11 protein-coding genes are annotated in these 12526 nt (G+C 62.4%); 2 read left to right on the top strand and 9 right to left on the bottom strand.

The features are described 5' to 3' along the window. Positions 1 to 68 precede the first annotated feature (68 nt). The 4 genes from AC1RJW_RS02885 to rpsO form a co-directional block, all read right to left on the bottom strand. On the bottom strand, positions 69 to 368 hold the full coding sequence (locus tag AC1RJW_RS02885; protein ID WP_493043282.1) for a hypothetical protein: 300 nt from the start codon (positions 366 to 368) through the stop codon (positions 69 to 71). A 6-nt stretch (positions 369 to 374) separates the two neighbouring features. After that, entirely contained in the window at positions 375 to 1070 is a 696-nt protein-coding gene (locus AC1RJW_RS02880) for a hypothetical protein (protein WP_493043280.1), read from the bottom strand. A gap of 206 nt (positions 1071 to 1276) precedes the next feature. Beyond that, complete coding sequence (pnp, locus tag AC1RJW_RS02875) at positions 1277 to 3394, bottom strand: polyribonucleotide nucleotidyltransferase (RefSeq protein WP_071322777.1); 2118 nt, start codon at positions 3392 to 3394, stop codon at positions 1277 to 1279. Between the two features lie 232 nt (positions 3395 to 3626). After that, positions 3627 to 3896: a 30S ribosomal protein S15 gene (rpsO, locus tag AC1RJW_RS02870; protein WP_010399743.1), complete on the bottom strand. Its 270-nt coding sequence runs from the start codon at positions 3894 to 3896 to the stop codon at positions 3627 to 3629. A gap of 185 nt (positions 3897 to 4081) precedes the next feature. Here rpsO and bamE point away from each other — a divergent pair, with 185 nt between their 5' ends. Beyond that, positions 4082 to 4579 carry an outer membrane protein assembly factor BamE domain-containing protein gene (gene bamE / locus AC1RJW_RS02865; RefSeq protein WP_493043278.1) on the top strand — a complete coding sequence of 166 codons (498 nt, stop codon included), beginning with the start codon at positions 4082 to 4084 and terminating at the stop codon, positions 4577 to 4579. Between the two features lie 128 nt (positions 4580 to 4707). Continuing rightward, complete coding sequence (locus tag AC1RJW_RS02860) at positions 4708 to 6750, top strand: Ig-like domain-containing domain (RefSeq protein WP_493043277.1); 2043 nt, start codon at positions 4708 to 4710, stop codon at positions 6748 to 6750. A 31-nt stretch (positions 6751 to 6781) separates the two neighbouring features. On the opposite strand, the gene AC1RJW_RS02855 is transcribed toward AC1RJW_RS02860, so the two are convergent. The 5 genes from AC1RJW_RS02855 to AC1RJW_RS02835 all read right to left on the bottom strand — a co-directional run bounded on the left by AC1RJW_RS02855 (position 6782) and on the right by AC1RJW_RS02835 (position 12465). Further along, on the bottom strand, positions 6782 to 8326 hold the full coding sequence (locus AC1RJW_RS02855; RefSeq protein WP_493043275.1) for a 2-isopropylmalate synthase: 1545 nt from the start codon (positions 8324 to 8326) through the stop codon (positions 6782 to 6784). Between the two features lie 48 nt (positions 8327 to 8374). After that, positions 8375 to 9226 carry a CDP-diacylglycerol--serine O-phosphatidyltransferase gene (gene pssA / locus AC1RJW_RS02850; protein WP_086136413.1) on the bottom strand — a complete coding sequence of 284 codons (852 nt, stop codon included), beginning with the start codon at positions 9224 to 9226 and terminating at the stop codon, positions 8375 to 8377. Positions 9227 to 9383: 157 nt separating this feature from the next. After that, positions 9384 to 10139, bottom strand: a complete 756-nt coding sequence (locus tag AC1RJW_RS02845) for an SIMPL domain-containing protein (RefSeq protein ID WP_493043272.1) — start codon at positions 10137 to 10139, stop codon at positions 9384 to 9386. Between the two features lie 113 nt (positions 10140 to 10252). Continuing rightward, positions 10253 to 11020 carry an SIMPL domain-containing protein gene (locus AC1RJW_RS02840; protein WP_493043270.1) on the bottom strand — a complete coding sequence of 256 codons (768 nt, stop codon included), beginning with the start codon at positions 11018 to 11020 and terminating at the stop codon, positions 10253 to 10255. A 206-nt stretch (positions 11021 to 11226) separates the two neighbouring features. Further along, positions 11227 to 12465 carry an MFS transporter gene (locus tag AC1RJW_RS02835; protein WP_493043269.1) on the bottom strand — a complete coding sequence of 413 codons (1239 nt, stop codon included), beginning with the start codon at positions 12463 to 12465 and terminating at the stop codon, positions 11227 to 11229. Positions 12466 to 12526: the final 61 nt, after the last annotated feature.

Below are 12526 nucleotides of genomic sequence, written 5' to 3'. Positions count from 1 at the left end.
ACCGACTCTCAATTACCCATAAACAACAATTGATACCTTATATTAACTATACGTTAACTAAATATTAATCATATCTCGCCGCGCAGCTTGCGCAGGGCCGGCGATTCGCCGCCCGTCGCTTCGATGCGGAAGCGGGCAAATGCCTGCTCCAGCTCGGGGTACTGGCGCAAGCTGCCTTCCGTAAAATAGCGCCCGCCGGGGATATCGCCCCACGGCAAGGGCGCGGTCAAGGCACCGCTGCCAGCCAGGGCCAGCAGCGGCTCGAGCGCGCTGCGCAGGTCGGCCACCTCCCCGTCGGCGGGCGCCAGGCGCGCCAGCAACTGTTCCAGTTCGGCGGCATGGGCTTGCAAACGCTGTTGATCCATCATCTGTCCTCAATTCTTGATCGTGCCGATCAGCACGGGGGCCGACCACAGGCCGCGGTTGGGCAATAAATACTGCTGCGCCCCACCCTTGCGCCGCACCAGCCCGCCCAGCTCCTGCGTCGGCGCCACCTGGCTGACGAACACGTTGACGGTGCCCTTGGGCATGATTTGATACACATCATACAGCGGCGCCTCGCTCTTCAAGGGCAAGCCGAAGCAGTCGGCCAGGGTGGCGCACTGGCCCGCGGCCAGCTGCAATTGCGCGCTGGTGGTGAAATACGGCGAATACGGCGACACATTCTGGCCATGCGGCACGATTTTTACCAATGCGGCCGACATGGCTTGCAAGTCGGGCACGGTGCTGCCGGAAGCGAGCTGCTCGACCGCCCGCGCATAGAGGGTGTCGGCCGAGGCGGCCGGGTCGGCGGCGCGCAGTTCGCGCAGGAACTGCTGCCCTGGCCCGCTCTCGAGGTAGGCGTCGATCGCTTCCCGCGGCAAGCCCGCCGTCCTGAAGGTGCTGAGGTCATTGATTTCGCGCGCATGCACGGCGCGCAAGGCGTCGAGGTCTTGCGCCGGCATGGCCGTGGACGCGGCGGCGATGGGGATGGGCAACGGCACCGGCGTCGGTGCGCTGTCCAGCTGCGCCCGGACACCGGGCGCGACGGCAAGCAGAAAGGCGGCGGCCAGCCCGCAGAATGTGCGCATGCTGCATCTCCTTGGAAGACTCGTTCAGGGGAAGATCCCATCCCGAATCTACAAGGCGCGGCAGCGGCCGATACGCGCTGGATCAAGGCCGGTGCACGCGTCGGCACCCACCTTCGACACAGCGCAAACGCAGCGCATAAAAAAACCGCCAGGGCTTGCGCGCTGGCGGTTTTTGAGCATGCGGCCGAGGCCGCAGTCAGTCTGACTTAGGCGGCTGGCGCTTCGTTGCCTTCGGCAGCTTTCATCGACAGCTTCAGGCGGCCGCGGTCGTCCGTTTCCAGAACCTTGACGCGGACCAGCTGGCCTTCTTTCAGGTAGTCGGCCACGGCGTTGACGCGCTCGTTGGCGATCTGGCTGATGTGCAGCAAGCCGTCCTTGCCTGGCATGACTTGCACGATGGCGCCGAAGTCCAGCAGTTTCAGCACGGTGCCTTCGTAGGTCTTGCCCACTTCGACGGAAGCGGTCAGTTCTTCGATGCGGCGCTTGGCTTCCTGGCCGGCTTGCGCGTCGACGGAAGCGATGGTGACCACGCCTTCGTCGCTGATGTCGATCTGGGTGCCCGTCTCTTCGGTCAGCGCGCGGATCACGGCGCCGCCCTTGCCGATCACGTCACGGATTTTTTCCGGGTTGATCTTGATGGTGATCAGACGCGGTGCGAAATCGGACAGTTCGGTTTTGACGTGCGGCATGGCTTTTTGCATTTCGCCCAGGATGTGCTCGCGGCCTTCCTTGGCTTGCGCCAGTGCCACTTGCATGATTTCCTTGGTGATGCCCATGATCTTGATGTCCATCTGCAGTGCCGTGATACCGTTGCGGGTACCGGCTACCTTGAAGTCCATGTCGCCCAGGTGATCTTCGTCGCCCAGGATGTCGGACAGCACGGCAAACTTGCCGCCTTCCTTGATCAGGCCCATGGCGATACCGGCCACGTGTTCTTTCATCGGCACGCCGGCGTCCATCAGTGCCAGGCAGCCGCCGCACACCGATGCCATCGACGAGGAACCGTTCGATTCCGTGATTTCCGACACCAGGCGCACCGAGTAGCTGAACTCTTCAGCTGCTGGCAGGGCGGCGATCAGCGCGCGCTTGGCCAGGCGGCCGTGGCCGATTTCGCGGCGCTTCGGCGTACCGACACGGCCCGTTTCGCCGGTGGCGAACGGAGGCATGTTGTAATGCAGCATGAACGAATCGGTGAACTCGCCCATCAGCGCGTCGATCTTCTGGCTGTCGCGGGCGGTGCCCAGGGTAGCGACGACCAGCGCCTGCGTTTCGCCGCGCGTGAACAGGGCCGAACCGTGGGTGCGTGGCAGCACGCTGGTGCGGATCGAGATCGGACGCACGGTGCGCGTGTCGCGGCCGTCGATGCGTGGCTCGCCATCCAGGATCTGCGTACGCACGATCTTGGCTTCGATGTCGAACAGGATGTTGTTGACTTCAGCGCTGTCGATGGACGCGCCGCCGGCGGCAGCCGCTTCGGCCGACAGGTCGGCGATCACTTCCGACGTCGCTGCTTTCAGCTTGGCCGTACGCTCTTGCTTGTCCTTGGTTTGATACGCATCATTGATCTTGGCGTTGGCGAAATGCGCGACGCGGGCGATCAGTGCTTCGTTTTTCGGCGCAGGCGCCCATTCCACTTCCGGCTTGCCGCCGTCACGCACCAGGTCGTGAATCGCGTCGATGACGACTTTCATCTGGTCGTGGCCGAAGACCACGGCGCCCAGCATGATTTCTTCGGACAGCTGTTTCGCTTCCGATTCGACCATCAGCACGGCCGTTTCGGTACCGGCGACCACCAGGTCCATTTCCGACGTTTTCAGTTGCTGGACGGTCGGGTTCAGGATGTACTGGCCATTGGCGTAACCGACGCGCGCGGCGCCGATAGGACCGTTGAAAGGCACGCCCGACACGCACAGGGCAGCGGAGGCGCCGATCATGGCGGCGATGTCCGGATCGATTTCAGGGTTGACCGACAACACGTGAATGATGACTTGCACTTCATTCAGGTAGCCTTCCGGGAACAAAGGACGGATAGGACGGTCGATCAGACGCGATGTCAGTGTTTCTTTTTCGGAAGGACGGCCTTCGCGCTTGAAAAAACCGCCCGGGATTTTACCGGCAGCATAGGTTTTCTCGACATAATCAACCGTCAAAGGGAAGAAATCCTGGCCTGGCTTGGCATCTTTGCGTGCCACCACCGTTGCCAGAACGACGGTATCTTCAATCGACACCAGCACTGCGCCGGATGCCTGACGTGCGATTTCGCCGGTTTCCAGGGTCACTTGATGTTGACCGTACTGGAAGGTTTTCGTAACTTTGTTAAACATGGGGTATCCCTTTTCTAATTGCCGACAGATTTTCAGGGGCTGTCGTTCACCTCACCACAGGCGGCGTAAAAATGCTGCCTTTACTTGTTGCCACCTTTGCTACTTTACTTTTAAAACATGATATCGGTAGAGAATACTGTACTTCTCGACATAAATCCGGAATTCAAATGACAAAATGCCCGCGTCAGCGAACTGGCGCAGGCATTTCTGTATAAACCTTGTACGGCAAAAATTACTTGCGCAGACCAAGTTTAGCGATCAGGTCGCGATAACGGGTAGCGTCTTTAGCCTTCAGGTAGGACAACAGGCTCTTACGACGGTTGACCATCATGATCAGGCCGCGGCGGGAGTGGTGATCCTTCGAGTGGGCTTTGAAGTGGCCGTTCAGTTCGTTGATACGAGCTGTCAGCAGTGCAACTTGCACTTCAGGGGAGCCGGTGTCGTTTTGACCACGTGCGTTGTCCGCGATGATAGCGGCTTTGTTGATGTTTTCTACTGTCATGATAAACCTTTCACATGCGGTGCACAGAGTCTGAACCCTATCCACCGTGAACTACGATTATTAAAATACTGGTCTATGCTTCCAACCAGACGCGCAAGTATATCGGAAAAATGCCCGCCTGTATCCTGCCGTGTGCGCTTTTCTCGGTGCATGATAGGGTTTTCCTGCATTTCAGGAGGTCAACCATGAAAAAACTGCTCAAATTAGCAACGCCGCTGCTGCTGGCCGCGCTGGCCGGCTGCGCCAGCTGGAACGTCCCGCCGCCGCAGCCGGGCGAGCCGCGCACCGCCGTGGAAGCGCGCCTGGGCCGTCCCACGGCCATCTACCAGCTGCCCACGGGGCCGGAACTGGAATACGCGACGGGCCCGTACGGCCAGTACACGTACATGGCCCGCTTCGGCCCCGACGACAAGCTCATTTCCTACGAGCAAGTGCTCGACACGCCAGGCTTTGCCCGCATCAAGGTAGGCGTATCGACCCAGCAGGACGTGCTGCACGTCCTGGGCCGCCCGACGGAAAAATCCTACCTGCCGCTGCCCAAGCTCTACGTCTGGTCCTACCGCTACAAGGAGTCGGGCGTGTGGGATTCCATGATGCACGTGCACTTCGACCACGATGGCATCGTGCGCATGATGATGAACGGCCCCGATCCGGACAAGGAAGAGCGGCGGTTTTTCCGGTGACAAAGGCGTATTGCTTGCGCGCGCGTGACAATGTGTGAGTTTTTTGCGCTGCATTACCCTGTAGAGTCGGGCGAGAAATGGCCAAACTGACATGTTTGGCCACTCGCCTAACGTCGACAAGGAAGCAGATGCCCCATCACCCGCAACAAGCCCCCCGCTCCAGCCGTTTTGCCTGCACCACCATCCCCGCAACCGTGTTATTGGCCTCTTTGCTGAGCGCATGTGGCGGTGGCGGCAGCAGCACCGCCCCCGTCACGCCGCCCGTGACACCACCCGTGACACCGCCGGCAAGCAGCGCAGATACGCCGCTATTATTGAACGCAATTAATGCCGACGCGGCACCCACGCTCGCACTGGCCTACGGCGCCACGCCACTGGCTTTGGCGCAAATGGTGGTTGACTGGTCAGCACGCGTCAGTACCAGCGCCACCATCCCCAAGGCCTGCGGCAATGGCGGCAGCCAGAGTGCCGCCTTCATAGATGCCGATGGCAACGGCCGCGTCAGTGCTGGCGACAAGCTGAGCGTGACGTATGTAAATTGCCGCGCGAAGGAACTCGACGGCGTGCTCGACGGCACCATGAACATTGCCTTCACGGCGCCCGTGGCCCAGCAGCAGCTCGCAGGCATCATCAGCTTCATGCCGGGTTTCGGCGACCGTACGGAAACGCCACGCCAGGATATCCTGGGGAGCGTGCGCTTCGACTACACCAGTGGCGTCCTCTCCCGGCTGCTGCATGTTTACTCCGACACGCAGCCATTCATCATGGCATTTTCCGATGCCACTGCCACCAAGAGCGACACCATCACGGGGCTCGACGTACAGCATGAGTTGCGGCTCGATACCGCGCGCACGGCCACCAGCATCCGCCTCCACCTGGCAAGCAACCTTCTGGGAGGCAGCCTCGATGTCGCTACGCGCACCCCGCTGAGTTCCTGGTTCGACAGCTATGCCGATGCGGGCGAACTGGTGCTGAGCGGCGCAAACAACAGCAAGGCCAGCCTGCGCGTCAAGGCGGACAATCGCAATCAGTTTGACTCATTGCTTGGCGACACGGTGATCCGCGCGCAGGATAGTCTGGATGTGGGGCTGCTATGGAGCAGCGGTAACTGGCTTCCAGGCAATAGGGCCAACCTGGACTATTACGAAATCAAACCCGTCCTGGCCACCGATTTCAAGCTGCTGGTATCGCCGGACGTCAGCGCCATGGCGCCAAGCGGGAGCTTGTCGTGGGCCTATTCCCGGCCGCTCGACACCACGTCAGTTACCGATGCCCTCTTTCAAGGGCAAAGCCCCGACGCTGGCACCATAGAAGCCAGAATCAGCTACAACGGCGCCATTGTTACCGTCACGCCATCGAGCCAGCTCAAGGCGGGCGCCATCTACGACGTACGCCTCAACGCGAAGACCTATGCACCCGTGCGCGATACGGCCGGCAATACCTTGCCCACCCCCAGGGCCAATGTAACTGTCGCCCAAAGCATTCGCGCCGCCATCGGTACTGGCGGGATGGCGCCCTTGCTGCTGGGCCCTGCGGGGGTGCTGACGCTGGATGCCGGCGCCTCGTCGGCCAACGGCGCCCCCGTCAGCGGTACGCACTGGCGGCAGGTGTCGGGGCCAAGTTTGACGATGGACAATCCCAACGCCGCCCGCGTGACGCTTTCAAGCGCCACGCCAGCAAGGGGGATCGCGGTGATCGCCCTTGACGTCACCAATGCGGCAGGCGAAACAGACAGCCGGCAGATCAGCATCGACGTGCTGAGCGACCTTTCCCAGGCCCTGGTCTACAGTTCACGCACTGGCAACGGCGAGTTTGCGATCGACAGCACGGCACGTACGGATGCCGCGCCCATCACGCTGTACGCTGCCGGCACGAACGCGGTGCAGATCCTATCACCGACGCGCGTCAACGTCTTCCTGGTCGGCATACCAGGCATGACTTGGCAGGCAGGACTGTCATTCACCTATGGCGCCGGCAATGCCAGCGGCGCCTTGGGCGCGGCCACGTCGGGCTGCTTCGGCACCCAGACCGGCACGGTCCGCGTGCTCGATTTCGCGCTCGATGGCGATGGCAAGCTGGCGCGCGCCGCCATTGACTATGACGACAACTGCAACGGCATCGTCACGCAGGCATCGATCCGCTACCGCAGCGACATACCTGTGCGCAAGTAAGCCGCCGCACGGGCAGGCGCGGGCGGCGCGTCTACGGCTGCGGGTCGATCCGCTCATCCTTGGCATGCAGTTTGTTGAGCGCCGACAAATACGCCTTGGCCGACGCGACGATGATGTCGGGGTCGGCGCCCACGCCGTTGACGATGCGCCCGTCGCGCGACAGCCGCATCGTCACCTCGCCCTGTGACTGCGTGCCCGTGCTGATGGCATTGACGGAGAACAAGACCAGCTCCGCGCCGCTGGCGGCCGCGCTTTCGATGGCGTTGACGGTGGCGTCGACGGGGCCGTCGCCCCGCCCTTCGCAGCTGCGCTGTTCGCCGCCGACGAGAAATTCCACGCGCGCGTGGGGCACGGCGCCCGTCGTCGACTGCTGCGTCAGGGAAATGAAACGGTAGTGCTCACTCTCCTGCGCCTGCTGTTCCTCGCTGACGAGGGCCATGATGTCTTCATCGAAAATCTCGGATTTCCGGTCTGCCAGTTCCTTGAAACGGAGGAAGGCGGCGTTGACTTCCACCTCGGATTCGAGCGCGATGCCCAGCTCGTGCAGCCGCTGCTTGAAGGCGTTGCGGCCCGACAGTTTACCGAGGACGATCTTGTTGGCCGTCCAGCCCACGTCTTCGGCGCGCATGATTTCATACGTCTCGCGCGCCTTTAAAATGCCGTCCTGGTGGATGCCGGACGCGTGCGCAAAGGCGTTCGCGCCCACGACGGCCTTGTTCGGCTGCACGGCAAAGCCCGTGATCTGCGACACCATTTTCGAGGCGGCGACGATTTGCGTTGTATCAATGCCCACCGCCAGATTGTAATAGGCGGCGCGCGTGCGCAGCGCCATCACCACCTCTTCCAGCGCCGTGTTGCCGGCCCGCTCACCGAGGCCATTGACGGTACACTCGATCTGCCGCGCGCCGCCGATCATGACGCCGGCCAGCGAATTGGCCACAGCCAGGCCCAGGTCGTTATGACAATGGACAGACCAGATGGCTTTATCGGAATTCGGTATGCGTTCGCGCAAGCGCTTGATGGTATTGCCGAAGATTTCAGGCACGGCGTAGCCCACCGTGTCGGGGAAATTGATGGTGGTGGCGCCCTCGGCGATCACGCCCTCCAGCACGCGGCAGAGGAAGTCCTCGTCGGAGCGGCTGCCGTCTTCGGGGCTGAATTCGATGTCGTCCGTGAACTGGCGCGCGTAGCGCACGGCGTTCTGCGCCTGCAGCAAGACTTCCTCGGGCGTCATGCGCAGCTTCATCTGCATGTGCAGCGGCGAGGTGGCGATAAAGGTGTGGATGCGCTTGCGCTCGGCGGGCGCCAGCGCTTCGGCGGCGCGGGCGATGTCGCGGTCGTTGGCGCGCGACAGCGAACAGATGGTCGATTCGCGCACGGCGCCGGCAATCGCCCGTATCGACTCGAAGTCGCCCTGCGAGGCGGCGGCGAAGCCCGCTTCGATCACGTCGACCTTCATGCGCTCGAGCTGCTTGGCGATGCGTAGCTTTTCCTCGCGCGTCATGGAAGCGCCCGGCGATTGCTCGCCGTCGCGCAAGGTGGTGTCAAAAATGATGAGTCGGTTGCTGGTGTTCATGGCTGCTCCTGGCTGGCTGAAGACTGGCGACGCTACCGACCCAGCGCATCAATGCTCGGGGTCGGTCTGGATGATGCTGACGGGCTTGCCCTTCGCCATGCGCCAGAAAAACACGGCGTAGCCGGACAGGCCATAGGCGACGAAAATCGGGAACAGCACTTTCGGCGGGTCGATGGAAATGAGCGCGAAGAACAATGCCAGCAGGAATACCACGATGAAAGGCACGGACTTGCGGAAATTCACATCCTTGAAGCTGTAGAACGGCACATTGGTGACCATCGTCAGGCCCGAGAACAGGGCGATCGTCCACGAGACCCAGGCCAGCTGGTTGCCGGCAAATTCCAGGTCGTTCATCAGCAGGATGAAGCCGGCCACCATGGCCGCCGCCGCCGGGCTGGGCAAGCCCTGGAAGAAGCGCTTGTCGACCACGGCGATGTTCGTGTTGAAGCGGGCCAGGCGCAGGGCGGCGCCGGCGCAATACACGAAGGCGGCCAGCCAGCCGAGCTTGCCCATGCCGCGCAGCGACCATTCGTAGATCACCAGCGCCGGCGCGGCGCCGAACGACACCATGTCGGACAGGCTGTCGTACTGGGCGCCGAACTCGCTCTGCGTATTCGTCAGGCGCGCGATGCGGCCGTCGAGGCCGTCGAGGATCATGGCGATGAAGATGGCCCAGGCCGCGTGTTCGAATTTCTGGTTCATGGCCATGACGATGGCGTAGAAGCCGCAGAACAGGGCTGCCGTCGTGAAGGCGTTCGGCAACAGATAGATGCCGCGGCGGCGCAAGGTTTTCTTGCCAGTGCCATCGGTCACCGGCTGGCGCACGAATTTGCTGAAGCGGGACGCTTTGGATGCTGCGGGAGTGCCGTTCTTGCCTCTACGACGGGGGAAGTTTGCCATGTTGTTCCATATCTTGTGTACTGCAGGGGATTCGGTGCCAGATGGCAGGCGCAAGACTGTCACGGCGTGCGCCTGCCGATGTTGCCATTATAGAGGAGCCGCCGCCAAAGAAAAGCGCGGCGGCGTCAAGCCGGCAATATTGACACCAATACTAGCCTTATTTGAACTTGACCTTGGCCACCAGGCCCATGTTGAGGGTCGTTTCGCCCGGTTCGAAGCTCGGTTCGGCCACCTGGCTGCCGCCATAGCCCATGGAATCGGCGCTCATGGCGCGCGCGCCGGCCACGTTGACGCGCTGCGCATAGTTGCCCGAACCTTCGAAATCGATGGTGTCGATCACGGCGTCATTGACGTTGCGGCCCATGGCGCCGGCGATGGCGGCCACGCGCTCGTTGAGGTTCTTGTACGCGGCGGCGATGCGCTGGTCGTCGAGCTTACGGATGGTGGCAGGCGCCAGGCCGAAGTTCAGGCGGTTCAGGGTCAGCACGCCTTGCGCTGCGGAAACGGTTTTCGGCAAGGCGGCCAGGTTGGTCGTCGTTACCTGCAGGTACTGGCCTACGCGCCAGCCCGTCGGCACCCTTGGCTTGGCGGCGACGCCCGGCGGCAGGGGCGCCGTTTCCGGGTACACGGCATACGTGTAATATCCCTGGGTCTTCAGCACGGCTTGCGGATCGGCCTTCTTGACGATGGCCGTGCCCTGGTTCATCTTCTGGTTCACGCGCGAGGCAGCGGCGGCCTTGTCCTTGTCCTGCTCTTCGATGGCCAGGGTGACGGTCACCTGATCGTTCGCGTGCACCACTTCGCCATTCGCTGGCACCACCACGAGGGTGCCGGCGGTGGGCAAGGTTTGGGCGTGGGCGCCCAGGGCTACGGTAGCGGCGGCCGCGGCCAGCAGCGATTTCATGACGGTCATGGTGTTCTCCTGGAAAATAATGGGGCAAAAACGACCATGGGGCCAACAGCCCCATGATCATCTTAAAACATGCTAACGCGGAAATTTTCCCGCGTTGGTCAGCTTACTTCAGCTTACTTGAACTTGACCTTGCCGACGACACGCATGTCGAGCGTCGTTTCGCCCGGCTCGAAGCTCGGTTCGGCGACGGTGCTGTCTTCGGCCATCTTGGCGCTGCGCATCATCATCGGCGCGGCGGCAGGACGGCTTTCCGTGGCGTAATTGCCCGAACCTTCGAAGTCCACCGTATCGAGCACGGCGTCGGACACGTTGCGGCCCATGGCCTTGGCGATGGCGGCCACGCGCTCGTTGAGGTTTTTATAGGTGGCGGCGATGCGCTGGTCGTCCAGCAAGCGGATGGTTTCCGGCTTCAGGCCGAAATTCAAGCCATTCAGGGTCAGCACGCCTTGCGCCGCCGACACGGTTTTTGGCAAAGTCGCCAGGTTGGCCGTCGTCACTTCCAGGTACTGGCCGACACGCCAGGCCGTCGGCAAACGCGGCTTGGCCACGGCGCCGGCCGGCAATGGACGCTCTTCCGGGTACACGGGATAGGTGTAGTAGCCGTACGATTTCAGTGCCGCCGACGGATCGGCTTGCTTGACGATGGCGATACCCTTGTTCATCTTCTGGTTGACTCTCGACGCGGCGGCAGCCTTGTCCTTGTCCTGTTCTTCGACGGCCAGGGTAGCGACCACCTGGTCATTGACATGCTTGACTTCGCCAAATGCGGGGACCACCACCAGGGTGCCGGAAGTCGGCAAGGTTTGAGCTTGTGCGTGGGCTTGCGCGCTCAGGGCAACGGTGGCTGCGGCGGCAACAAGGACGGATTTCATCACGGTCATGGGGGTACTCCTAGGTAGTTAATGTGGCTGACAGCCCGCGAAAGGGATGCTTTTGCCATCCCTTTCGCCTGAGAAACTTGTCAAACTGTGTAGATTCTAACGCCTCATTCATTCCTGTGGCGCAAATTAACAAATCGTCACAAAATGTGCTTGCCAGTCACATCTGCTCACATTTCAATACACTGCCATTGAAAATAACAATGTTATTAGTGGCCCAGCACCGCGCCGCCGCTGCGCCGGCCCCGCTTGAAACTGTGGCGGTGCGCGCACCAGGCGATGGTCAACGCCACCAGCAGCAAGGCCAGCATGGCCCACGGGAACGACGCCGCGCCATAGCCGTCGAGCAGCATGCCGCCCGCCAGGCCGCCGCCCGCGATGGCCACGTTCCAGATGGTCGCCACCATCGCTTGCGCCACGTCCATGCCGTCGCCGGCCGCGTCCGCCGACGCCGTCTGCAGCAGGGTGCCGGCGCCGCCAAAGGTGATGCCCCAGATGGCCATGCTGACATAGATCACGGCCGGCGAGTCCATCGCCAGCCCCAGCGCGACCACCACCAGGGCAAAGGCGGCGATGCATCCCAGCACGAGCGGACGCAGCCAGTGGTCGATCAGCTGGCTGACCAGCCAGATGCCGGCCAGCGAACCCACGCCATACACGAGCAGCACCAGGTCGACGCGGGGGCGCAAGCCGGACGGCGCCAGGAACGGTGCGATATACGTATATAAAATGTTATGCGCCAGCATCCAGGCGACGATCACCGCCAGAATCGGCCGCACGCCCGGCGTCATGAACACCTGGCGGATCGACAGGCGCTCGCCCTGCTTTTGCCCCGGATAATCGGGCACGACCAGCAGCACCCACGCGACCAGCACCACGGCCAGGCCGGACATGATGCCGAAGATGCTGCGCCAGCCCAGCACACCGCCCATCAGGGTACCCAGCGGCACGCCCAGCGACAGGGCCAGCGGCGTGCCGATCATGGCGATGGCCATCGCCCTGCCCTGCTGCTCGACGCTCACCATGCGGCGCGCGTAGCCGGCCATCAAGCCCCAGGCCAGGCCGGCGGCCATGCCCGTCACGAAGCGCGACACCAGGGCGACGAGGTAGTTGGGCGCCAGGGCCGTCGCCGTATTGAAGATCAAGAAGCCGATGATGGCCAGCAGCAAGACATTGCGCCGGCGCCAGGTGCTGGTGAGCGCCGTCAGGGGAATCGCCGTCAATATGGAACCGATGGCGTACACGGTGACCAGCTGGCCCGTCATGACTTCGGAAATGCCGAGGTCGCGGGCAATCTGCGGCAGCAAGCCGGCCGGCAAGGTTTCCGACAGGAGGGCGAGAAACGCCGTCATGGCCAGGGCCAGCAAGGCCAGGATGGGAAGCCGCTCGGAAATGGAAGAGTCTGCAGTGCCCGGCATGGGTACTGCGGCGGTGATACGGTCGGTCATAGGGGTCCTTCAGATTGCGCAAGCGGCTAAATAACCAGCGCCTGGCGTGCTACAAAAGCGG

It is taken from the genome of Janthinobacterium sp. GW822-FHT07A03, assembly GCF_058798815.1.
The sequence above is the reverse complement of the archived record's forward strand: the minus strand, read 5'-3'. Positions and strand labels throughout refer to the sequence as shown.

What these genes read in the sequence shown, in the direction of transcription:
- AC1RJW_RS02885 (WP_493043282.1), bottom strand. Translation starts at nt 368, where the DNA reads ATGATGGATCAACAGCGTTTGCAAGCCCATGCCGCCGAACTGGAACAG.
- AC1RJW_RS02880 (WP_493043280.1), bottom strand. Translation starts at nt 1,070, where the DNA reads ATGCGCACATTCTGCGGGCTGGCCGCCGCCTTTCTGCTTGCCGTCGCG.
- pnp (WP_071322777.1), bottom strand. Translation starts at nt 3,394, where the DNA reads ATGTTTAACAAAGTTACGAAAACCTTCCAGTACGGTCAACATCAAGTG.
- rpsO (WP_010399743.1), bottom strand. Translation starts at nt 3,896, where the DNA reads ATGACAGTAGAAAACATCAACAAAGCCGCTATCATCGCGGACAACGCA.
- bamE (WP_493043278.1), top strand. Translation starts at nt 4,082, where the DNA reads ATGAAAAAACTGCTCAAATTAGCAACGCCGCTGCTGCTGGCCGCGCTG.
- AC1RJW_RS02860 (WP_493043277.1), top strand. Translation starts at nt 4,708, where the DNA reads ATGCCCCATCACCCGCAACAAGCCCCCCGCTCCAGCCGTTTTGCCTGC.
- AC1RJW_RS02855 (WP_493043275.1), bottom strand. Translation starts at nt 8,326, where the DNA reads ATGAACACCAGCAACCGACTCATCATTTTTGACACCACCTTGCGCGAC.
- pssA (WP_086136413.1), bottom strand. Translation starts at nt 9,226, where the DNA reads ATGGCAAACTTCCCCCGTCGTAGAGGCAAGAACGGCACTCCCGCAGCA.
- AC1RJW_RS02845 (WP_493043272.1), bottom strand. Translation starts at nt 10,139, where the DNA reads ATGACCGTCATGAAATCGCTGCTGGCCGCGGCCGCCGCTACCGTAGCC.
- AC1RJW_RS02840 (WP_493043270.1), bottom strand. Translation starts at nt 11,020, where the DNA reads ATGACCGTGATGAAATCCGTCCTTGTTGCCGCCGCAGCCACCGTTGCC.
- AC1RJW_RS02835 (WP_493043269.1), bottom strand. Translation starts at nt 12,465, where the DNA reads ATGACCGACCGTATCACCGCCGCAGTACCCATGCCGGGCACTGCAGAC.